The 22,998-nt window shown below is 72.1% G+C and carries 12 protein-coding genes and 1 pseudogene; 3 read left to right on the forward strand and 10 right to left on the reverse strand.

Going from position 1 to position 22,998, the window contains the following annotated elements:
- Positions 1-171: 171 nt before the first annotated feature.
- Genes DY218_RS22175 through DY218_RS22185 form a run of 3 tightly spaced genes read left to right on the forward strand, consistent with a single transcriptional unit; the run spans position 172 to position 4,633 of the window.
- Positions 172-2,016 (forward strand): ABC transporter ATP-binding protein, encoded by a 1,845-nt coding sequence (locus DY218_RS22175; protein WP_128557880.1) that lies wholly within the window; start codon positions 172-174, stop codon positions 2,014-2,016.
- Positions 2,013-3,788 carry an ABC transporter ATP-binding protein gene (locus tag DY218_RS22180; RefSeq protein WP_128557881.1) on the forward strand — a complete coding sequence of 592 codons (1,776 nt, stop codon included), beginning with the start codon at positions 2,013-2,015 and terminating at the stop codon, positions 3,786-3,788. Before DY218_RS22175 ends, DY218_RS22180 begins: the two co-directional genes overlap by 4 nt.
- A complete protein-coding gene (locus DY218_RS22185) occupies positions 3,785-4,633 on the forward strand; it encodes a TetR/AcrR family transcriptional regulator (RefSeq protein WP_128557882.1) in 849 nt (282 codons plus the stop codon). Before DY218_RS22180 ends, DY218_RS22185 begins: the two co-directional genes overlap by 4 nt.
- A 23-nt stretch (positions 4,634-4,656) precedes the next feature.
- Here DY218_RS22185 and DY218_RS22190 read toward each other — a convergent pair whose 3' ends face one another.
- The 10 genes and pseudogenes from DY218_RS22190 to DY218_RS34610 all read right to left on the reverse strand — a co-directional run bounded on the left by DY218_RS22190 (position 4,657) and on the right by DY218_RS34610 (position 22,826).
- Complete coding sequence (locus DY218_RS22190; RefSeq protein WP_128557883.1) at positions 4,657-6,354, reverse strand: salicylate synthase; 1,698 nt, start codon at positions 6,352-6,354, stop codon at positions 4,657-4,659.
- Between the two features lie 33 nt (positions 6,355-6,387).
- Entirely contained in the window at positions 6,388-8,058 is a 1,671-nt protein-coding gene (locus DY218_RS22195) for a (2,3-dihydroxybenzoyl)adenylate synthase (protein WP_128557884.1), read from the reverse strand.
- Positions 8,058-9,077, reverse strand: a complete 1,020-nt coding sequence (locus DY218_RS22200; protein WP_128557885.1) for a methyltransferase — start codon at positions 9,075-9,077, stop codon at positions 8,058-8,060. Before DY218_RS22200 ends, DY218_RS22195 begins: the two co-directional genes overlap by 1 nt.
- 82 nt (positions 9,078-9,159) lie before the next feature.
- Complete coding sequence (locus DY218_RS22205; protein WP_128557886.1) at positions 9,160-12,411, reverse strand: type I polyketide synthase; 3,252 nt, start codon at positions 12,409-12,411, stop codon at positions 9,160-9,162.
- Positions 12,408-14,378 (reverse strand): non-ribosomal peptide synthetase, encoded by a 1,971-nt coding sequence (locus DY218_RS22210; protein WP_233521808.1) that lies wholly within the window; start codon positions 14,376-14,378, stop codon positions 12,408-12,410. The genes DY218_RS22205 and DY218_RS22210 overlap by 4 nt, the downstream gene beginning before the upstream one ends.
- A gap of 36 nt (positions 14,379-14,414) precedes the next feature.
- Positions 14,415-15,822: pseudogene (locus tag DY218_RS22215) on the reverse strand (condensation domain-containing protein); the annotation flags it as partial.
- Positions 15,819-19,130, reverse strand: coding sequence for a non-ribosomal peptide synthetase (locus DY218_RS22220; RefSeq protein WP_128557889.1), 3,312 nt, complete (start codon positions 19,128-19,130; stop codon positions 15,819-15,821). The gene DY218_RS22220 and the pseudogene DY218_RS22215, both read right to left, overlap by 4 nt.
- Positions 19,127-20,104: a YqcI/YcgG family protein gene (locus tag DY218_RS22225; RefSeq protein ID WP_128557890.1), complete on the reverse strand. Its 978-nt coding sequence runs from the start codon at positions 20,102-20,104 to the stop codon at positions 19,127-19,129. Before DY218_RS22225 ends, DY218_RS22220 begins: the two co-directional genes overlap by 4 nt.
- Before the next feature lie 56 nt (positions 20,105-20,160).
- Positions 20,161-21,666: a cupin domain-containing protein gene (locus tag DY218_RS22230; RefSeq protein WP_128557891.1), complete on the reverse strand. Its 1,506-nt coding sequence runs from the start codon at positions 21,664-21,666 to the stop codon at positions 20,161-20,163.
- Between the two features lie 395 nt (positions 21,667-22,061).
- Positions 22,062-22,826: a TetR/AcrR family transcriptional regulator gene (locus tag DY218_RS34610; protein ID WP_199566824.1), complete on the reverse strand. Its 765-nt coding sequence runs from the start codon at positions 22,824-22,826 to the stop codon at positions 22,062-22,064.
- Positions 22,827-22,998: the final 172 nt, after the last annotated feature.

Consider the following 22,998-nt stretch of genomic DNA (forward strand, 5'->3'; position numbering starts at 1 on the left):
ACACGGGAGCACAAGCATCCTCACTCATTTACGACAGCTTGTCACTAAGTCGAGACCCGAGCCGCCACACGCACGGAGCATCGTGACCAAGGTCGCCCTTGCTTATTAATGACAGTGCGTTGCAAACTATGAGCGCCCGCTGAACTGCCGCGTACCGCAAGGAGCTTCCGCATGTCCGAGGAGTCCATCGCCCCGCCCGGCTCACCCCCTTCTCCGGGCGAGGCACCCCGCACTCTCGGCGCGCTGACCGCCCGGGTACGTCCACGGGTCGTCGCCGCCTCCGTGCTCGCGGCCGTGGCGGGGCTCGCCTCACTGGTCCCGTTCGTCGCCGTGTACATGCTGGCGAAGGCGCTCACCGCGGCCGAGCCCGACCGCGGCGAGGTATGGGTCGTCGTCGCCGTGACGGTCGCTTCGGTGGTCGTGCAGTTCGTCTGCCACGGTGCCGCCGTCTCGCTGTCCCACACGGCGGACATGGAGATGCAGTTGCTGCTGCGCCGCTCCATGGCCGCGCGGCTCGCCCGGGCGCCGCTCGGCTGGATCTCCGAGCGCGGCGCGGGGCGGCTCAAGAACACGCTCCAGGACGACGTCGAGGACATGCACTATCTGGTGGCGCACGCGCTGCCGGACTTCGTGGTGGCGGTGTCCACTCCACTGGCCGCGACCGTCTATCTGGCCTTCGTGGACTGGCGGTTGACCCTGATCTGCCTCGTCGGGATCCCGTGCTACCTGGTGGGCCACCGCGTCATGGCGCGCGTCGCCGGGTCCCGGATGGGGGCGATCGGCACGGCGATGGGCAAGCTCAACAGCGCCGTCGTGGAGTTCGTCCAGGGCATCTCCGTCGTCAAGGCGTTCGGGCAGACGAAGCGGGCGCACAGCCGCTTCGCCCGCGCCGCGGACGACTACCTGGAGGCGTTCAGTACGGCCAACCGCCCGTTGCTGCGCATCCAGTCACTCAGTACGGGACTGCTCTCCCCCGCGGCCACCCTGCTGGTCGTGATCCTCGCGGGCACCCTCTTCGTCAGCCAGGGCTGGCTCCCGGCCGTCGACGTCGTACCGTTCGTGACGCTCGGCCTCGGCCTGACCGCACCGGTCCTCGTGGTGGGCCTCGCCGGGAACTCGCTGCGCTCGGCACGAGCCGCGGCCGAGCGGGTCGGCGACCTGCTCTCCGTGCCGCCCCTGCCGGAGCCCGAGGCGCCCCGGACCCCCGCCGACAACCGCGTCGAGCTGCGCCGTGTCACCTTCGGCTACGAGCCGGACGCACCCGTCCTGCACGAGGTCGGCGCCGTGCTCGAAGCCGGCACCGTGACCGCCCTTGTCGGGCCTTCGGGGGCAGGCAAGTCCACGCTCGCGACGCTGCTGCCGCGCTTCGCCGACCCGCAGTCGGGCCAGGTCCTGCTCGGCGGCGTGGACGTCCGGGACATCGCATCCGACGAGCTGTACCGGCACGTCGGCTTCGTCCTTCAGGACGCACGGTTCCTGCGTACGTCGATCGCGGACAACCTGCGCCTCGCCCGGCCCGCGGCGACGGACACCGAACTGGCCGAGGCGATCCGCGCGGTGGCTCTCGACGAGCGGATCGCCGGGCTGCCGCGCGGCCACGACTCCGTGATCGGCGAGGACGCGCAGTTCTCCGGCGGCGAGGCCCAACGCCTCTCGATCGCCCGGGCGTTGCTCGCCGACACCCCGGTCCTCGTCCTGGACGAGGCCACGGCGTACGCGGACCCGGAGTCCGAGGCGGCCGTGCAGCGGGCCCTGTCCCGGCTGATCGCCGGCCGCACCGTGCTGGTCATCGCCCACCGCCTGAGCAGCATCGTCGACGCCGACAACATCCTCGTACTCGACGAGGGCCGGGTCGTGGAGCAGGGCGGCCACGCGGCGCTCCTCGCCTCGGACGGCCTGTACGCCGCCATGTGGCGGACCCACCAGCGGCACACGGAGTCCGCGGACGGACGCGTGCGGGCCGTCGGATCCCCCGCAGCCGGGCACGGACACGCGCAGATCGGAGCCACCCCGTGATCAAGCAGCTCTTCCAAGTGGTCGGCCCGTCCCTGCGACGCCGCCTGGCCCTGCAACTGGCCGTGCTCCTCGGCTACAGCGTCCTGCAAGGGGTCGCCTTCGTCCTCGTGGTCCCCGTGCTCCGCCGGCTGCTCGCCGGTGACGCCGACGGTGCGTGGCCGTGGGCCTGGGCACTGGCCGGCGTCGCCCTGGCGACCGCGGTGACGTACTACGTCCAGCAGATGCTCAGCTTCCAGGTGGCCCTGGTCGCCTCGCACCGCCTGTACCACCGGCTCGGCGACCACGTCTCCGCCCTGCCGCTCGGCTGGTTCTCGGGTGAACAGGTCGGCGGTCTGGGCCAGTTGGCCTCGCGTGGCGTGCCGCAGGTGCGGTCCCTCCTGGCGCATCTGCTGCAACCGCTCTGCACGGCGGTGGTGACCCCGCTGACGGTGGTGGTGGCGATGGCGTTCCTCGACTGGCGCCTGGCACTCGCGACGGCGCTGGGAGCCCCGGTCATGTACCTCACGTACCGCTGGGCGATGAGCACGGTCGCACGCGCCGACGAAGCGGCGGACAAGGCGGCATCCGAGGCGAACGACCGCGTGGTCGAATTCGTCCGCTCCCAGCCCGTGCTGCGCAGCACGGGCAGCTCGGAACGGGGCCGTGCACTGCTCGAGTCGGCGCTGAGTGAGCAGGACGCCGCCGGACGCCGGCAGTCCGCCGCCATGGCACCCGGCCGTACAGCCTTCATCGCGGTCGTCCACCTGGCGGTCGCCGCGGTGGTGGTCGTCGGCGCCGTCCTCGGCCTGGACGGATCGGTGGGCGTCGCCGAACTGGTGGCTCTCCTGGTGCTCGTGGTCCGCTTCGCCGAGCCGGTCTCCGGGATGGCCGAACTGGGCGGCAGTCTGCGCGCGGCGCGCGGCGCACTCAAGCGGTTCGACGAGGTGCTCGCGGCACGCCCGCTGCCGGAGCCGGCACACCCCGGAAAGACACCGGCGGACGCCTCGCTCGAACTGCGCGACGTCCGCTTCTCGTACGGCGCCGGCACGGGCGGCCGGCCGGTGCTCGACGGTGTGTCGGCGCGTCTGCCGCAGCACACCACGACGGCGGTCGTGGGGCCCTCCGGCTCCGGGAAGACCACCCTCATCCGGCTCCTCGCCCGGTTCTGGGACGTCGACGAGGGAGCGGTCATGGTCGGTGGCCGGGACGTCCGGCACCTGGGCACGGACACGCTGATGGACCAGTTCTCGATGGTCTTCCAGGACGTGTACCTGTTCGACGGGAGCATCAAGGAGAACGTGCTTCTCGGCCGTCCGGCGGCGGCCGACGAGGAGGTCGAGGAGGCCGCACGGCTCGCCCGCGTCGACGAGATCGTGGACCGTCTTCCGCAGGGCTGGGACACCCGGGTCGGTGAGGGCGGGACCGCGCTGTCCGGTGGCGAGCGCCAGCGGGTCTCGCTGGCACGGGCGCTGCTCAAGGACGCACCGGTGATGCTGCTCGACGAGGCGACCTCGTCGCTCGACCCGGCCAACGAAGCTGCCGTACAGGAGACGTTGGACGCCCTGTCCGGCAAGCGCACCCTGGTGGTCGTCGCACACCGGCTGCAGACGGTGGTCGGCGCCGACCGGATCGTCGTGCTCGAGGAGGGACGCCTCGCGGAGAGCGGCACACACGACGAACTGCTCGCTGTGGGAGGCCGCTACGCCGAGTTCTGGCGGGAACGCAGCAAGGCCCACGGTTGGCGGCTGCGTCCCGAGGACGGCACTGAGCTCACCCTGGAGGGCAGCCTGTGACGGGCGGCGCCCCGCCGTCGTCGTCGCCGCCGTCGCCGTCGCCGGACGAGCACGGGGCGCGCGAGGAGGCGGACGCGCCACCGCGGCGCCGTCTCGGAAAGCGGCCCGGCCGGCGGCCGCTCGTGGATCGCCGCCGCGCCGTGGATGCCGTGGCCGACCTGGGTTTCCGGGACATCACGGTCTCCTCGGTCGCCCAGCGCCTCGGCGTGCGCCCCTCCACGCTCTACCGCTATTTCGCCACTCGGGAGGAACTCCTTGCGCAGGCCGTGGACGCCCGGTTCGAGGAACCGGAGCAGAGCCCGGAGCAGGGCCCTGGCGCCCGGCACTGGCGCGACTGCCTGGCCGCTCAGGCCTGGGCCCTGTGGGAGGTGTACGCGCGCCACCCGGGACTCGCACAGGCCGTGACGGCGCTGCCCACGACTCCGCCGGCGATGACACGGCGCATCGACCGCACGGCGGTCCGGCTGCTCGACCTCGGCTTCAGCACGGAGGACGCCGTCCTGGCCGTCGATGTGATCGGCGAACTGGCCCTGGACACCTTTCTGCTGGGCCGCATCACCGAGGCTCCGGATGCCGGGGACGGGGCCGGGGACGTGGACATGGACATGGACATGGACCTCCGGTCGAGTACGGCCGGCGCGGACCGCCGGGCCAGGGTGGCCGCCGCGGCACCTTTGCTCGACCCGCGCCTGCGGGGCCTGATCCAGGAGGCCGTCACCGCGGAGCCCCGCGCCTGGTTCGCCCGCAAGCTGGACCTCGTACTCGACGGCCTGTCGCTGCGCGCTCCGGGCGAGCAGGACACCGAGGACCGGGGTGGCCACGGTCGCTCCGTGGCCACCCCGTGACGGGCCGGGGAGAAGGACGGGCGTCAGGGCCTCGTCCGTACCTGCTCCCCGGCCCGGGGTGCCGCCGTCGTCCGAGCTGTGGGCGGCTCCGGCGAGGGCGGCACCTGCTGCTCCTGTACGAGGCGGGCCCAGGCCACAAGCCGGGGGTCGCGCGCGAGTTCGGCGACCTTGAACCGGACGCCGTACGCGCTCCATTTGCTGACCACGGTCATCAGGCCCACCGAGTCCAGCCCCTGGGCGATCAGGTTCGCTTCGGTGTCGACCTCGGACTCGGGGCAGCGCAGGGCCTCCGCCACATCGCGGCGCATCACGTCGAGGCCGAGTTCCGTCCGGCCTGCCGCGACGGCGGCGACGACGGTCCCCGAAACGCTGCGCAGCTTCTCGCAGGTCTCGGTGAACTCCCGCTCGGGCACGGACTGTCCGACGATCCCCGCCCCGGCCCTCAGCCAGGTCCGGCCCCCCTGCTGGTACACCGACCGCAGGACCAGAGCGGCGTCGAAGGTGCCGTCCTGCCCGACGGTGAGGACGGCACCGCCGTACAGCCCGCGGGGCTCGGACTCGTACCGGCGGATCGCTTCGTACGCCTCGGCCTTGGGGATGCCCGCGACCGTGACCGCGGGGAACAGCGAGGCCAGCGCGTCCCAGCCGTCCTGTCCCGGGCGGAGCCGACCGTACAGATCCGATCCCAAGTGCTGTGCCGTGCCCCGCGGTTTGACCGTCATGTAGTCGGTGACCTGGATCGTGCCCGGCTCGCAGACCGCCTCCAGTTCCTCGAAGGAGGTCCGTACGGTCACGGCGTGTTCGTACACCTCCTTGGGGTCGGCGAGGAGTTCGCGGCGCAGTCGCGCGTCGCCCTCGGCATCGCCGGTGAGCGCCCGGGTCCCGGCCAGCGGCTGGGTGCGTACGCGTCCGTCGGCGTCGACGGCCAGGACGATCTCCGGGCCGAACCCTGCGGCGCGCAGTCCGCCCAGGTGGAGCAGGAAGGATCGGGCGGGCGTGTTCCGCCGCCGGCCGAGCAGATATGTCGAGGCGAGATCGACCGGCTCGGTGATCTGCACGACCCGGGACAGGATGACCTTCCGCAGGGTGCTGTCCCGTATCTCGCGCACCGCCCCGGCCACGGCCTTGCGGTACAGCTCGCCCTCGCCCTGTTCCAGGTCGACGTCCACGAGCGGAGCCGAGGCCGGGTGCACCGGATCCGCCTCGTCGGACGCCAGCGCCGCCACGGCGTGCTGCGCCTCCTCCGGGTCCAGGGTGCGCACGGTGGCCGTCGAGCCCTGGATGCGGATCTCGGTGCGGGGTACGACGAGCCGCAACAGCACGGTGTCGGCGGGGAGTTCGTCGAACGCGGGGGTGCCCGCGTAGGAGAGCTCGAAGTCGACGGTGCCGTAGGCGCGCCAGTCCTCGACGGGCAGGTCCGACAGGAGTTCCCGCAGGGCCGGGGCGGGATCGTCGGTCCACGGCACGGTCCGTTCCCCGTCCGGGCCGGTGCGGCGGACGCCGGTGCGGGTGACCGTCACTTCGGTGATCGCGCCGAGGGCGACCGACCAGGTGTCCCCGCGCTCGTACAGGACGCACGGTCCGTCACCGGCCTGGCGGGTGACGCGTACGGCGGCGGACAGCGGGTCTCCCGCGACGGGCGCCGAACTGGTCCGGTACTGCAGGGTGTCGGGCCGGGTCGGCATGGAGGGCATCGAGAACATCGAGGATATCGAGGACATCGGGCACATGGGGGACTCCCTTGCTGGGTGAGGTCAGTGCGGGACGCGGGCGCGGGCGTGGTCCGCCGCGATGACCGTCAGAGCACGGCGGTCGATCTTGCCGACGCCGGTGAGCGGCCAGGCCTCGACCGTCTCCACCTGCTGCGGCCGCTTGAAGGCGGCGACTCCCCGGTCGCGCAGGAACTCGCCGAGTGCTGCCGCGTCCGGAGCGCCGGCGGGCTGCCCGGCGTCCGGGGCCGCATCCGGGGTCGTATCCGGGGCCAGGAGGAGGCAGGCGCAGACGCGCTCCCCCAGGACGTCGTCGGGTACGCCGATCACCACGGCCTGTGCCACGGCGGGATGCGCCAGGAGGTGGTGCTCGACCTCCTCCGGAGAGACCTTCTCGCCCGCCCTGTTGATCTGCTCCTTCACCCGTCCCTCGACCACGAGATCGCCGCCGGGTGTGCGCCGGACCAGGTCGCCGGAGCGGTAGAAGCCGTCGGCGGTGAATGCGCGTGCGTTGTGTTCCGGTGCCCGGTAGTAGCCGCGGATCGTGTACGGGCCGCGGGTGAGGAGTTCACCGGTCTCGCCGTCCGGTACGGCGGTGTCGTCGCCGGCGACGATGCGGATCTCGTCGTCGGACGAGACGGGACGGCCCTGGGTCGTCGCCACGGTCTCCGGCGGGTCGTCGAGGCGGGTGGCGCACAGCAGCCCTTCGGCCATGCCGAAGACCTGCTGAAGTGTGCAGCCGAGGGCGTCCGGCAGGATCCGGGCGGTCGGCTCGGGCAGACGTGCGCCGCCGACCTGGACGAGACGCAGCCCTGCGAGGTCGCAGCCCACCCACTCCACGGCCCGGCTCCACAGCGCGGCGAGGGGCGGCACCAGGGCGGTGACGGTGACCCGCTCCCGCTCGATCAGCGGGAAGACCTCCGGCGGGCTGGCGTTCTCGGCGAAGACGGTCGCCGCTCCCGACATCAGCGCGCCGAGCAGCCCCGGGCAGGCGAGCGGTAAGTTGTGCGCCGCGGGCAGGACCGCCAAGTACACGTCCGCCGGGCCGAGTCGGCACAGTTCGGCCATGCGGCGGGCGTTGTAGGCGTAGTCGTCGTGGGTGCGCGGGATGAGTTTCGGCAGCCCGGTGGAGCCGCCCGACAGCAGGAGTACGGCCGGGCCCGAGGGGTCGGGATCGGGCAGCCGCACGGGTTCACGGTCCAGCGAGCCGTACGCGATCGCTTCCTCGACACCGTCCGGATCGCCGATCACGACCGTGTGCCGCAGCGACGGGCAGACCTCGAGCAGCGCGCGTATCACCGGCCGGTGGTCGTGGCCCTCCAGCTCGTCGGTGGTCACGAAGGCGACGGCTTCCGAGAGTTCGGCCAGGTGCTTCAGCTCGCTCTCCCGGTGCCCGGGCAGCGCGAGCACGGGCAGGGCACCGAGGCGGAAGAGTGCGAAGAGGAGGACGGCGAACTCGACGCGGTTGGGCAGCTGGACGAGGACACGGTCGCCCGGCCGGATGCCCGACTCGGCGAGTCCGGCGGCGGTCCGGTCGGCCCGGGTGTCGAGTCCGGCGAAGGTGAGCCGCGTGCGCGCGTCGATGAGCGCCGTCCGCTCCCCGTGCTGCGCCGCCGCCTCGCGCAGCAGGTGCCCGAGCGGAGCTCCGCGCCAGTGGCCGGCGCTCCGGTAGCGGGTCGCCTCGGGTCCGGGCCAGGGTACGAATCCGCCGGCCATCAGACGGGCCTGGCCTCGATGAGCGATTCGGCGTCCGGCCGCAGATCGGCCCGGGACAGGGCGAGTCCTGCCTGCTCGAACAGCAAGCGGTACTGCTCCGGGGTCCGCAGGCGTGCCTGGAGCAGTACGAACATGTACAGGTCCAGGGCGCGTACGTAGTGCGTCCGGTCGTCTGCGGTGGGCATGTGCCCGACGATGACGAGCCTCGATGCGGGGCTCATCGCCTCGCGGACTCGGCGCAGGATGCGGACGGAGTCCTCGTCGTTCCAGTTGCCGATGACGCGGGACAGCAGGTAGACGTCGCCGCCTGTCGGGACCCCGTCGAAGAAGCTGCCCGCGGCGACGGTGGCCCGGTCGGACACCCCGGCGTCCGCAAGGAGTTCGGCGGCCCCGCGGACCGCGTTCGGCAGGTCGAAGACCGTGCCGGCGAGGTGCGGGTGCTCGGTCAGCAGGCGGGCGAGCATGGCGCCCCGGCCGCCGCCCACGTCGACGACATGGGCGCCTTCGGGGAAGTCGTACCGGGCGTTGACGGTGTCACCGGCGGCGGACTCGGCCATCGCCCGGTGGAAGGCGGTCGAGAAGTCGGCGTGCCCGGGATCGGACATGTACTCCCAGGCCGACCGCCCGTGCGCGGCGTCGAAGGCGGGGGCGCCCGTGCGTGCCGTGTGGGCGCAGTGCGCCCAGGTCCGCGCGAACTCCTCCATGCCGGTCAGCCGGCACATCTCCCGCATGCTGTCGGGGCTGTCGCTGCGCAGGACCGCACCGACGCCGGTGAGGGCGAATCGGCCGTCCTCCTCGGCGGTGAGCACACCGGCCGCGGCGGCCGCGTCGAGGAAGCGGCTGAGCGCCTCCGGTTCGGCGGAGGAGAGTGCGGCGAGTTCGGCGGCGGTACGCGGCCGGTCCAGGTGGTCGGCGATGCCGAGGTCGGCGAGCGCGGAGACGGCGGCGGAGATCCAGCCTGCCGAGACGATCTCGATCAGGCGCAGACGGGGTGGCAGGACGGACTGCTGCTGGGACATCGGGATCCTGTTCGTTCGGGGAGACGAATGCGGTCGAGTCGGGAATCGGACGTCTGGCTTCAGGTGTCGGGCGTCGCGTGCCTCACGGCGCGGGGACGGTGGACGCGGGCGCGGTCGAGGTGTCGGCCGCCTCCGCCAGGAACCCGGCCGGGGTCAGCCGCTGGTTCACATAGAGGCGGCGTACGGAGAGTTGGGCGCCGAGCAGGTCGCGCACCTCTGCCGCGGCGCGCATGAGGAGCAGCGAATCGCCGCCGAGGTCGAAGAAGTTGTCGTCGGGGGTGATGCCGTCGATGCCGAGCAGCCGCTCCCACACGGCGACGACCTGGTGCAGCTGGTGCAGTCGGTCGTCGCCGGTCGGATCCGGGACGGTCGGCGCCCTGCGCGTGTGCCGCGCCTCCGGGGCGTCCGGATCGCCGGTCGACAGCACCGGGCCGCCCTTCGGTGTCCGGCCCTGCTCGGGCGGGTCGATCCAGTACCGGCGGCGCTCGAAGGGATAGCCGGGCAGCGGCACGGGCCGGGGGCGTCGGGTGGGCGGCCCGCCGAGCCGCCACGTGTCGCGCGCCCCGTCGGCCCCGTGCCGCCAGAGGGAGCCGATCGCCTCCAGGAGGAAGGCCTCGTCGGTCTGTTCGGCATAGGCGTGGCGGATCGCGGTGACGGTCGCCGCTTCGGGGCCGAGGACCTGGCGGGCCAGTTTGCCGAGCCCACCGCCCGGTCCCGCCTCGAGGAGCAGCGGGCCCGGGTCGTCCGCGCCGAGCGTGCGCAGGGCGTCGGCGAAGCGGACGGTCCGGCGGCAGTGGGCGACCCAGTAGTCGGGATCGGTCGCGTCCTGCGCCGTCATCCATGTTCCGGTGACGTTGGAGACATAGGGGATCTGCGGTTTCCTGAGCGGCAGTTGGGCGACCAGTTCCCGGAACTCGCCCAGTACGGGGTCGAGCAGCGGGGTGTGGACGGCCGACGGAGTACGCAGTCGGTGGTGGTCGACGCCGGCTGCGGCAAGGCGCTGCTCCAGGGCGAGGACGGCCTCGGCGGTGCCGGAGACGGTGCACGTCTCCAGGGAGTTGACCGCGGCGACGGCCGTGTCCGGACTGAGCAGCGGGGCCACCGCCTGCTCGCCCAGGCGCACGCTCAGCGTCAGACCGCCGACCTCGGCGAAGAGTCGTTCACGTTCCGCCATCAGCGGCAGTACGTCCTCGAGGGCGATGACACCGGACAGACAGGCCGCGGTGTATTCGCCGAGACTGTGGCCGAGAAGCGCGGCGGGTGCGAGCCCCTTGCTCTCCAGGAGCCCGGCGAGCGCGTACTGGGTGGCGACGATCGCGGGGAAGGCGGCGGGCCGAAGTCCCGTCGCCACTCCGTCGATTCGGGCGGTGTGCTCCCCCGGATCCGTCCCGCGGCCGAGCCCGGGTCCGGCTCCGGGTCCGGTGCCCGCCGGCCCGTACAGCGCGGTGCGCAGATCGTGTCCGAGGACCGGGCGCAGGATCCGGGCGCAGTCGTCGATGATGTCGCGGAAGACCGGTTCCCGTGCGTAGAGGCCCGCGCCCATGCCGTCGTAGTGGACTCCGCCGCCGGGCAGCAGCAGGCCGAGGGGCCGGTGCACGGCGGGGCGCGGCTCGGTGCGCGGCGCGGCGCGCAGCTGCTCGACGGCCTGTGCCAGGTCCCGTACGACCAGCGTGCGGCGCCAAGGGTGCGCGAGGCGGCCGCTGTTGAGCGTGTGCGCGACGTCCTGCGGCTCGAGCTCGGGATGCGTGTCGAGGTGCGCGGCCGTGTCCCGGGCCAGGGTGTCGAGTGCGGCCGGGGTGCGGGCGGACAGGGTGAGCAGGGTGTACGCCTCGTCGTCCGCCGGCTCGCGGGGCGGTGCTTCCCGGTCGGTGGCGGGGTGCGGGCTCGGTGGCTGTTCCAGGACCGTCGGTGGCTGTTCCAGGGCCGTCGGTGGCTGTTCCAGGACCAGATGGGCGTTGGTGCCGCCGATGCCGAAGGAGCTCACTGCGGCTCGGCGTGGGCCGGGGAGCCGCCACGGGGAAGCGCTGGTCGCCACCTCGAAGGGAGCGTCGTCCCAGTCGAAGAGCGGGTTGGGACGGTCGTGGTGCAGTGTGGCGGGGACGGTGCCGTGCTCGAGGGCGAGGACGGTCTTGACGAGTCCGGCGATCCCCGCTGCCGCGTCCAGATGGCCGATGTTGGATTTCACCGAGCCGATGAGGCATCCGCCGGGATGGCCGCCGGCCTGGTCGAACGCCACCTGCAGTGCGGTGAGTTCGATCGGGTCGCCGACCGGGGTGCCGGTGCCGTGGGCCTCGACGTAGCCGATGCTCGCGGCGTCGACGTCCGCCTCGGCAAGCGCCGCGAGGATGACCTCGGTCTGGCCCTGCGCGCTGGGAGCGGTGAAGCCGACCTTGCGGTCGCCGTCGTTGTTGACGGCGCTGCCGAGGATGACGGCGCGGACGGTGTCGCCGTCGGCGAGCGCGTCGTCGAGCCGTTTGAGTACGACGGCACCGGCGCCGTCGCCCTGGCTCATTCCGGCCGCGTCGGCGTCGAAGGCACGGACCCGGCCGTCGGGTGAGTACGGGCCGTCCTCGACGTGGCGGTAGCCGAGCCGGGCGTGCGGATTGAGGGCGACTCCCCCGGCCAGGGCCAGATCGCAGCGGTGCGCGAGCAGGTCCTGGCAGGCCGCGTGGACGGCGACGAGCGAGGTCGAGCAGGCGGTCTGCACATTGACGCTGGGACCCGTCAGGCCCAGGAGGTAGGAGACCCGGGTGGACAGCGTGCCGGGCGAGTTGCCGGACAGCGCGGCCATCTGGTCCAGGGAGCCGGGCTGCGCGGCGTACCAGGGCGCGAGGTTGGCGGTGTAGTAGCGGCTGAGTCCGGCGCCGGCGTAGACGCCCACCGGACCGGGGTTGCGGGACGGGACGTGTCCGCTGTTCTCGAAGGCGTGGTGGGCGACTTCCAGGAAGACGCGCTGCTGCGGATCGAGCAGGGCGGCCTCCGCGGGCCGGTAGCCGAAGTAGTCGGCGTCGAACCGGTCCATGCCGTCGATCTCCCGTACGACACGGACGTGGTACGGATCGTCGAGGAGGGCGGGGTCGCCGCCGGCGGCCAGGTGGTCCGCGTCGGTGAGCCGGGTCAGGCTGTCGCGCCCGGCGACGAGGTTGTCCCAGAACGCGTCGACGGTGTCGGCGCCCGGGAAACGGGCGGCCATTCCGATCACCGCGACGCTGAACTCGTGCGCCGGGGGCGGCTGTTGGTTGTCGCTCGACGGCTGTTGGTTGTCGCTCGGCGGCTGTTGGTTGTCGCTCGGCGGCTGCCGAGTGTCACTCGGCGACTGTCGGCTGTCACTCATGTGCGGGAACCTCCTCCGTGCGAGGTCCTGCGGGCGGCGGCGCGTCCCCGGGCGGCCCGTCGCCGTTCGACACGGGCCTCCTGCCCGGTGGCCGTGGGTGCGGGGGTGCCGTCCGGGCGGCTGTGGTCCGGCGGGCTCTCCGGGGTGTCGAGCAGGCGGGCCAGATCGCTCACCGTCGGGTGCGAGAAGAGGTCGACGACGCGGATGCTGCGGCCGAGTTCGCGTTCCAGGGCGGCCTGGACGCGCAGGGTGAGCAGGGAGTGGCCGCCGAGGTCGAAGAAGTTGTCCCGGGCGCCGACCCTGGGCACGCCGAGCACTTCGGCCCACACTCCGGCCACGACCCGTTCCAGGCCGTCCCGCGGGGCGAGGTACGGGGCGGCGACCGGGACCGCGGCCGGAAGTTCGGCCAAGGCGGCCCGGTCCACCTTGCCCGACGGCATCAGCGGGAACTCGGGCAGGATCTGCACCGAGTGCGGCACGGCGTACTCGGGAAGCCGTTCGGCGGCGAAGTCGCGCAGTTCGGTCTCCTGAGTGGCGGGCCGGTCCGCGGCGGCCAGGCAGTATGCGGCGAGATGGCCGGCGCCCGGGCTGTCCTCGCGCAGCAGGACCACGGCCTGCCGCACGGCCCGGTGCCGGCCGAGGACCGCTTCCACCTCGTCCAGTTCGATCCGGTAGCCGCGGATCTTGATCTGCCGGTCGGCGCGGCCGAGGAACTCGATGACGCCGTCGGGCCGGTAGCGGCCCAGGTCACCGGTGGCGTACAGGCGGGCGCCGGGCTCGGTGGCGAACGGGTCGGGCACGAACCGGTCCGCGGTCCGCCGGGAGTCACCGAGGTATCCGCTCGCCACCTGGACGCCACCGATGTGGATCTCGCCCGGGACTCCGGGCGGCACCGGGCGCAGTCCGGGAGCGAGCACATGGATCCGGGTGTTCGGGTTCGGCGTGCCGATGGTGACCCCGGTGCGGCGGCTCTCGCCCCGGTAGACCTCGCAGCTCACCCCGATGGTCGCCTCGGCCGGCCCGTAGCCGTGGTACATGGTGCTGTCCGGCAGACGCTCGCGGAAACGGGCGAAGAGTTCCGGGGTGAGCACCTCTCCGCCGCACCACACGTGGTGCAGGCTCGGTGCGGCCGCTTCGATGCCGGGGCGCTCGAGCATGGCGTCGAGCATCGTGGAGGTGACGTAGACGAAGTTGACGCGCTCCGCCGCCGTCACGGCGATCAGGGCGTCCGGATCCTTGTCGGCGCCCGGCGGGGCGAGCACCAGCCGGGCGCCGCAACTGAGCGGCAGGAAGATCTCGTTGACGGAGATGTCGAAGCCGAGCGGGGCCTTGTGCAGCACCGCGTCGCCGGGTTGCAGGGCGAGCAGCTGCGCCTGCCAGGGCAGCCGGTTGCGGATGGCCGCATGGGAGATCATGGCCCCCTTGGGGCGGCCGGTGGATCCCGAGGTGTGGATGACGTACGCGAGGGTCCCCGGCTGATGGACCGGGGCCCGGTCGCCGTCCTGCGGCGTGGCTCGATCGTCCTCGGTCGGATCGAGGACCGGGATCCCGGACCAGTGGGGCGCGGACGGCTCCGCCCGTGACAGCACCGCGACCGGTGCCGCGTCCGCCACCACCTCCGCGATCCGGCGGGTCGGCCAGGAGGGTTCCAGCGGGACGAAGGCCGCTCCCGTCTTCAGGGTCGCGAGCAGGCCTACGACCAGGGCGGCGGAGCGTTCCAGGTGCACCCCGACCAGCCGGTCCGGCCCTGCGCCCGCACGGGCGAGGCGGTGGGCCAACCGGTTCGCGGCCGCGTCCAGCTGCCCGTACGTCCAGCGGTGCCGGCCGTCGACGAGCGCCTCGGCCTCCGGATCGCTGCGCACGCGGTCCTCGAAGAGGCCGTGCAGGGTGCCGGGCGCCAAGAGCTCGGGCCGTGCGGTCGCGTTCCAGCCGTGCACGATGCGGTGCCACTCCTCGTCGGAGAGCATCGGCAGCTCGTCCACCGGGGTGTCGGGGTGCTCCGCGGCCGCGGTGAGCAGTCGCTCGAGATGCTGCAGGAGCCGCTGCACGGTCTCGGGCGTGTACAACTCGGTGCGATAGGTGGCGCCCAGTTCGGTGCCGGATCCGGTGTCCACCGTCTCGACGGCGAGGTCGAAGCGTGCGGTGCCGTTGTGGACGGACAGTTCCCGAGCCTCGATGCCGGGCAGGTCCAGGGCCCCGATGCCACTCGTACGGGACGAGAACATGGTGTCGGCCAGCGGAGTGTGCCCCGCACTGCGGTGCGGGCGGACGGCCTCCACGACACGGTCGAACGGCGTGCTCTGGTGCTGGTACGCGGCGAGGCACTCGGCCCGTACCCGCCGCAGCACTTCACGGAAGCCGGGCCGGCCGGCGACGTCGATCCGCAGGACGATGCTGTTGCCGAAGTTGCCGACGAGATCGCGCAGTTCGGGCGCGTCGCGATTGATCACCGGGGTGGCGACCGTGATGTCGGTACGGCCGGTGCAGCAGCGTCACGTATCCGGTGAGCAGCGCCATGTAGGCAGTGGCCGACTCGGCCCTGCCGAGCTCGGTGAGCCGGTCGTGCACTCCCGCCGCGAGCGGCCGGGTGGCGCGGGCGCCTGCCTCGCCGGGGACGGGGGGCCTGGGCAGATCGGCCAAGGGGGCGGCCGGCGCAGGCGGAGGGGTGAGCCTGTCCCGCCAGTAGTCAAGTCCCTCGTCCGGTTCGGTCCCTGCCCGGTCTTCCTCGTATGCGTGGTCCCCGTACTGGAACGGCAGCGGCGCGAGGGACGGTGTGCTGCCGTCGGCCGCGGCGCGGTAGGCGGCGGACACCTCGGTGAACAGCGGCCGCCAGCTCAGGTCGTCGCAGGCGACGTGGTGCAGGACGACGGCCAGGAGATGGTGGTCGGGGGCGAGGCGGTAGAGGTGCAGCCGCAGGGGTGTGTCGACGGCCGGATCGAAGGGGCGCGCGGCGTCCGCCGCGGCCGCGGCGCGCGCGGCCCGCACACGGGCCTCGGCGTCGGCTGCACGGTCCGTCAAGTCGTCCACGGCCAGCGGCACTTCACTGTCGGCCAGGACCTGCTGGACCGGCGTGCCGTCCGGGCCCGCGCGATAGACCGTACGCAGGATCTCGTGGCGCCCCGCCACGGTGCTGAAGGCTGCTTCGAGGGACGCCGTGTCCAGCGGACCGGTGAGCTCTGCCGCGACGGCCAGGTTGTACGCGGCACTGTCGGGACGGGCGTGCTGGTGGAACCACATGCGGTACTGGGCGGAGGACAGCGGGGTGGCATCGGGGTCCCGTCCGTCGCCGACTGCCTTGTTCCGTACGGGAGTCGAGGCGTCGTGCTGCGCCAGCAGGGTGCGCAGCAGCCTGCGTCGGGCCGCTTCGCCGCCTTCGGCGCGCGGCAGGGGTTCGGGGGTGTCGGCGGTCATGGCTGCTCCTCGCCGGGTGCTGTGGTGTGCGCGGTGGTGTCGCTCAGGGCGCGGCCGACGTCCTCGTCGCTGAGCCCGGCCAGCTCCCGATACAGGCGCGCCACCAGGTCCAGGCGTCCAGGGGCGCTCTCCTGGCGGCGCATCTCGGCCGCCATGCCGGTGACCGTGAGCGTGCCGAAGAGCGAGCGTGCGGTGAGGTGTTCCCCTTCGAAGATCGCGCGGAGGTGGGTGAGGAGCCGGGCGCCGAGCAGGGAGTCGCCGCCGAGCGCGAAGAAGTCGTCGTCGACTCCGACGTGTGCGAGTCCGAGCAGCCGGGCCCATTCCTCGGTGAGCAGGTGTTCCAGGGGCGCGGGCGGGGCGTCGCCCGCCGCCTCCGGCGCATGGGCGAGGTCCGGAGCGCGGGCCGCGAGTGCCGCGCGGTCGACCTTGCCGTTGGCGGTGAGCGGGAAGTCCTGCACGGACGCGAAGGTCGCCGGGATCATGTGCTCGGGGAGCCGCTCGCCCAGGTGTCGGCGCAGTTCCCTCGGCGTCGGCGGGGTGGCGTCCGGCGCGTGGCGCACATGTGCGGCCAAGGCGCTCGGTCCGCTGCGCCCGGGGATCGGCACGCCGGTGACGACGGCGCGGTCGACTGCGGGGTGGGCGGTGAGTGCGGCTTCGACCTCGCCGGGTTCGATGCGCTGTCCGCGCACCTTGATCTGAAGGTCGGCGCGGCCGACGAACTCCAGGCTCCCGTCGGGCAGATGGCGTCCGAGGTCGCCGGTCCGGTAGAGCCGCTCGCCGGTGACCGGGTGCTTCAGGAAGGGCGAGTCGGTGCCCCCGTCGTCCTGCAGATAGCCGCGCGCGAGGCCCACGCCCGAGCAGTACATCTCGCCCGTCACACCGTCGGGCCGCTCGTGCAGCCGCTCGTCGAGCAGGTGGTAGACGGTGTTCGCGATCGGTTTCCCGTACGGGATGCTGGGGCGGGCCGGATCGGTGGGGCCGACCGGATGCCAGATGTTCCACAGGGTGGTCTCGGTGGGACCACCGACGCTGACGAGCCGGGTGTGCGGGGCAAGCCGGGCGAGGGTGCGGGCGGTCTCGGGCGGTATCCAGTCCCCGCCGGTGAAGGCGAGTCGCAGGGTCCGCAGCGCGGGCGCGGCGTCGGGGTGGTCGAGCAGCATCTCCAGCATGGCCGGCACCGAGTTCCACAGGGTGACGCCGTGTTCGGCCATCAGCTGCGCCCAGTGGGCGGGGTCGCGGACGGCGTCGGCGTCGGGCAGTACGAGGGTGCCGCCGGCTCCGAGGACGCCGAGCAGGTCGAAGGCGGCCATGTCGTGGTGGAGTGCGGTCAGTCCGAGCACCACGTCGTCGGGGCCGATCGCGAAGGTCTCCGCCGTCTCCCGCAGGGCGTTGGCCATGCCCCGGTGCTCGATCATGACGCCCTTGGGGGTTCCGGTGGATCCGGAGGTGAACAGGACGTAGAGCAAGTCGTCGTGTTTCTGGGCCAGTTGGTCCGGGCCGGGTGGCACGGCGTCCGGCAGCGGGCCGTCCACGGCCAGCGCGTGGGTGCCCTCGGGCAGGGCGATCGGCGCGGCCCCGCTCCGGGTCAGGACGGTACGAACGCCGGCGCGTTCCAGCAGCTTCGTGATGCGGGCGGTGGGCTGTGCGGGATCGAGCGGCAGGTAGGCGGCGCCGGCGAGCAGGACACCGTGGACCGCGACGGCCTGCTGCCATCCCTTCTCCACGAGGACGGCGACGACATCGCCCGGCCCGCTCCCGCGAGCGGTGAGCGCGGCCCCCACCCGGGCGGCGCCGTCCAGGAGTTCGCCGTACGTGAGCGTGCGCGTGGGTGTGATCACGGCCGGGTGGCCGGGGCGGCGCTCGGCCCACTGCAGGAAGTCCGCGTGCACCGGCGCCTCGGGCAGTGGCCGGACGCGGCCGCGTGCCGCGGTGCGGCGCGCCCGCTGCTCGGGCGGCAGGACGTCCGGCTCCCGGCTCGTCCACACGTCCTCGTCGTGGGTGAGCCGGTCGAGCAGCAGCCGGAACGCCTCGAACATCGCGGCGGGCATGCCGTCGGGAAACAGCTCTTCCACGACGTCCCAGTTGTGCACGAGACGGCCCTGCCGCTCGTCGAGCTGCACGTCCAGGTAGACCTGCGGAGTCTGCGAGAGGCCGTACACCTGGGTCAGGTCGCGGTCGAGTGCGGTGTCACCCGCCTCGGCCCAGGCCAGCGTGCTGGTGAGCACCACGGGCATCTGGGCGTGCTCCATCCCGCCCTGGACCCGGGCCAGTTCACGCAGCATCCAGGCGCCGCTGACCTCACAGTGGCTGAGGTCCTCCCACAGGCGCTGCTGTATCCGCTCGGCGCGCTCGGCGAAGGTGTCTGCGGCCCGCTGGTCGACCTCGATCAGCGAGAAGGAGGCGAACTCACCGACGAGCCGGTCCACTTGGGGGTGGGTCGGCGTCCGGTTCATCCGCGGGACGTTGAGCGTGAAGCGGGGTTCTTCGCTCCAGGCGGCGAGGACCTCCGCGAACGCCGCGAGCAGCAGCGCCGACGGTGTGAGTCCGGCTTCCCGGCCCCTCGCCTTGAGGGTGTCCCAGTCGGTGCGCTCCAGGACGGCCTCGTGGCGTACGAAATGCGGCTCGGCGACGGTCGCGGGGTCCGCGGCGAGCGGAAGACGCGGGGGGCCGGGCAGGTCCGCGACGCGCTTGCGCCAGTACGCCTCCGACTCCCGGCGTTCCTCGCTGTCGTCCGCGGCCTCCGCTTCGAGCACGTACGCACGGAAGCTGGTGGTGAGCGCCGGGAGCGGCGCGGCCGGGTCCTCGTAGAGCCCGGCCAGCTCCCCGTACAGCACATGCCAGCTGGCGAAGTCGCAGACGAGGCCGTCGAATCCGATGAACACCCGGACCAGGTCGTCGCGGAGTCTGGCGACGGTCACACCGAAGAGCGGCCAGCGGCCGGCCGGCCGCACCTCGTGCGAGAGCCTGTCGCGCAGGGCGGCGAGTTCACGGTCGCGTGCCGGCTCGCTCAGCTCTCGCAGATCGACGACGCCCGGGGTGAAGGCCGGTGCGTCGGGGAGTACGCGCTGGGTGAGCGTGTCGGGGTCGATGACGGCGCGGAGCATGTCGTGGCGTTCCACGAGCAGCCGCCATGCGGTCGTGAAACGGCCGAGGTCCGGATCGCCCTCGAACTCGAAGTAGGCGTGGGTGGACACGTTGCCGAGTTCGAAGACGTCTCCGCGGCCCAGCAGATAGGCGCGTTGGGTGTCGGTCAGCGGGAACGGCTCGAAGCGGTCCGTGGTCGATCGCCGGAGGGGTTCTGTGGTCATCGCGCGCCCCGCTGCAGTTGCGGACGCGGATCGGGCCAGAGCCCGGCGATGCGGTCCAGGCAGGCCTCCCGGGTGTCCGGCTGTCCGACCGCGTGCCAGCCCCGTGGAAGGGCACGCGCCGCGTCCCACACGGAGTACTGACCGTCGCCGTTGACCACCACCGTCCAGTCGGCGCCGGCCTTCGCTTCGCTGCGCACCGGTGCGCCGGCTCCCGTGTGGAACGGGCAGTGCTCTCCCGCAGCAGCGGGGTTGTTGTCGTCCTCCAGGAAGTACTGACGCCACTCACGGTTGTCGTCGTCGCCGTACGCGCCGAGGAAGGGCGAAGGGTCGACGGCGTCGTACTTGCGGAGCCTGGACCGGATCGTCCTGCGCGCGGCCGCACCACGCGGGGTGTCCGCCTCCAGTCCCTCGAACACCCACCGCGGCTGGAACGTGATCATGAACTGGTCGGCCCTGCGGCTGCGACGGCGGTCGTGGGCCGGTGTGTTGCACACGACGAAGACGGGTGTGCCGCCGAAGGCGAATTCCCACATGCTCTCGTCGGGATCTGCGGGCAGATCCGCCGGCCACGGCTGCGAGTCCTTGGCGACCAGATAGCGCAGCACCGACCAGAACCGTTCCCGATAGGCGTCCATCGGCAAGGGTTCCTTCTCGGGCCGGAACAGCACCACGAGAGAGGTCTCCTTGCTCAGCGAGCGGTACTCCTCCAGATACCGGCGCAGCAGATCGGGCAGCCGCGACCAGTCGTCCTGCCGGTCCGTTCCGTCGACGTATCCGAGGCGCAGGGTCTTCTTCCGTGCCGCCGCGACGCCGAAGGTGCACGGGAAAAGGTCGGTCTCGGAGAGAACGGACCGCAGGAACTGCTCGGCGCTCCGTGCACCCCATTCCGGGGTGTCGCCGATGGTGATCTCCTGAATCGACTCCAGGGCCGATTCGATCTTCTCTCCACTCGAACGTTTCTTGTTTTCGGGCATGCCGATGCCACACTCCGCTCGCACGAGAAAAAGGCAGGGAAAGGACGGGAGTCCGGTCAGTCGGTGACGAACTCCCGGAACATTTCCTCGGGAATGATCGGCTGGTGGTACACACAGGTTCCGGAGAGGACCACCGATCCGTGCAGCCGCGAGGTGGGAATGAGGAGCTTGTCCCCCTCGGAAAGGGCGATGCGATGCGTGACGTTGTTCCAGAAGTGCATCTGCCCGCTCTCGACCATCACCAGGCGGTGCTCGTCGTGGACGTGTGTCGTGGAGGTCTCCTCATGGGTCTCCACGAACGTGTCCAGATCGACCTCGATGTTCTCGGTGACCAGCTTGTGCTGGATGCCTTCCGCAGCGGTCTTGTAGTCCTCGATGCGGTCGGCCCAGACGAGCTGCTCGGTGAGGTCGTCGTCCCAACGGGCGGCGATCCGCGCGGCGTCGGCGAACCCCCGGTGGAAGGAGGTGACTACGTTGTCGCCGAAGCGCTCGGGCAGCGGTCCGAGGAAGCGCTCGACCAGAGCGGCGGCCTCCTGGGGGCCGATGGCCGCGACCTTGTCGAAGTAGGCGGCACCCAGGTCGAGGGCGTCGCGCAGCGCGTCCCGCAGCGGCGCCGCCGAGGCGGCGAGGTCCACCAGGAGATGGGTGACGGCGCCGAGGAACTCGGGCAGCCGGTCGCCGGCGAGCGCCAGGCCGAGCAGGTGGTTGCCCCGGGCGAGCGAAGTGCCGAGGGAGAACTGCCAGTACGCGGCGGGCGAGCTCGTGAGCCCCGCGTCCTCGAACATCGACCGGTAGTCCGGGGCCGCGAGGACCCAGCCGCGCCGGATCTCCTCGAGTGCGGCCTGCAGGCCGGGGTGCGCGAGCGTGGTCTCGGCGAGCGCGCCCCGGCCGATGGCGTGGTGCACGGCCGGCAGGAAGACGCCCGACTGGATCAGCAGGAAGGTGGCGGCGCTCCGTGCGTCCTTGCGGCCGGCCGCGGTCGCGAAGGCACGGTGCGGCTCCGCGGTACGGCGCTCGCAGTACTCCCGCACCACGTCCTGCACCGCCCCGACGGTCGGCTCGGCGAGCTCCGTGCGGTCGTCGTCCAGGTGAGCGAAGAGATGGTTCTCCAGGACCGGCCTGGCCAGCATGCCGAGCAGGCGGTTCTCGTACGAGCGGAACTGCTTCCCGTCGGCGGCGGCGGCCGCGTCGGCCCGCCCGGGCAGCAGCGCGTTCTCGGCGTCGTAGACGTTGCGCAGCATGCGGTGCCCGAGCAGTCCGCTGAGCAGCAGCTGGCGTTCGGCGGGAAGCACCGGGGCGTAGTCCAGCCACGCCAGATCGTCCGGCCGGACCGGGCGCCTGAAGGGGTTGTCCGGGGTGGTGAGTTCCTCTGCGGTCGCGGCGCGGAAGGCCGCGTTCGCCGTGTATGCCTTGAGTACGGAGTTGGGGTCGGCGGCGAGCTCGCCGAGAATGCGCGTGACGGGGTAGGGGGTGGTCTCTTCAGGCTGACAGGGCCTTTCACTGACTTCAGTGTGCTGTGGAGGACTGAGGTCGCGCTGAACAGACGAAGGCAGCCGGGACACCGGATCCGGGCATGCGCACAGGGACGCGCACACCGGACGTATCGCCGAACACCTTGATGGGAACGACCGCGGTACGGCCGACGGGAGAGCCGGTGTTTCCCGGCGAACTCGAACAGAACAGCCGCGTGGGCGCGGCCGGTGAATGTCGCTCCGCAATACCTGCCGTATGCGAAAGCCGGCGGCCCCACCGATTCGAGAACGAATCAGGCAGTGCGGGCCGCTGCAGCGACATGAGATGTGGATGACCGAACGCCATTTCGGGCGAACACCCATCCGACACCGGGAAGCATATGCACACTCAAACGCCGAACACAAGGATCGATCCGAACCGTGGACCGATCCCGCGACCACCGCCGACGGAATCCATAATTCCGCTGCGCGATCCGTCCAACTCCCTACACCTGAGGGCGATTTCCGGTCAGCGGGAACGAGCCCGCGATTCCGTCGAGAATCACTTCGATCTTGCGGTTGAGCCAGTCCTCGGGGCGTCCGCCGATGACCCGCTCGAAGGCGTCCGCCACCGGCCCCGGCGCTTCACCCCTGACGTCCTCGAGCATCCTGCGCCGCAGCTGGGCGGTCTCCTCCGCGCCCGTCGCCGGCCGGCCCTCCTGCTGCCCGGCGAGGAAGTAGAGCAGCACCTGTTCGTTGACCAAGTCCTGAGCCAGGACGGCGGATTCGGGATCCATCCCGAGCTCCACGAGCACGGCCGTGGCCCGAGCACCCTGGCGCGCGTACTCCACGAGCCCTCCGCGCAGCGCCGCGACATGGAGAGCCAGACCGGGGTGCTCGTCGAACATGCGGAACGTGGTACGCACCAGCGCCCGCAGATACGGTCGCCAACTCGCGTACGGAGGCGGCCACTCCATCGAGGCGACCACATGGTCCGCGGCAGCCGCGAGCAGCGCCTCCTTCTGCGGGAAGTAACGGTAGAGCGTGGAGTGCTTCACCCCGAGATGCCGGGCCACCGCACTCATGCTGAGCTCCTCGAACCCCACCGCGACGGCTGCTTCCACGATGGATCGCCGCCCCACCTGGGGCGGGCGGCCGAGCTTGGGGACGTGCAGCCGGGCACTGAGCTCGGCATGCGGACGCTGCCGATCGGCCGGTGGACTCTGCGGGTCGGCGGGACGACGGTGCGGGTCGGCGGGAGTACGCGACATACGGCCATTGTCTCCGAGCCGGAACCCTGGCGGTAACCGGGGCACACCCCCTCGCGGGGACTGGATCCGGCCATTTAATTACAGCAAGTCGCTAATAAGTTAGGGTACCCGTGGTAGCTTGCCGGTTGACTGCGATCGCACCTGCCGCGGCCGCATTCACCAGCCCGCCCAC

The organism is Streptomyces triticagri, from assembly GCF_003429565.1.
GTDB lineage: Bacteria > Actinomycetota > Actinomycetes > Streptomycetales > Streptomycetaceae > Streptomyces > Streptomyces triticagri.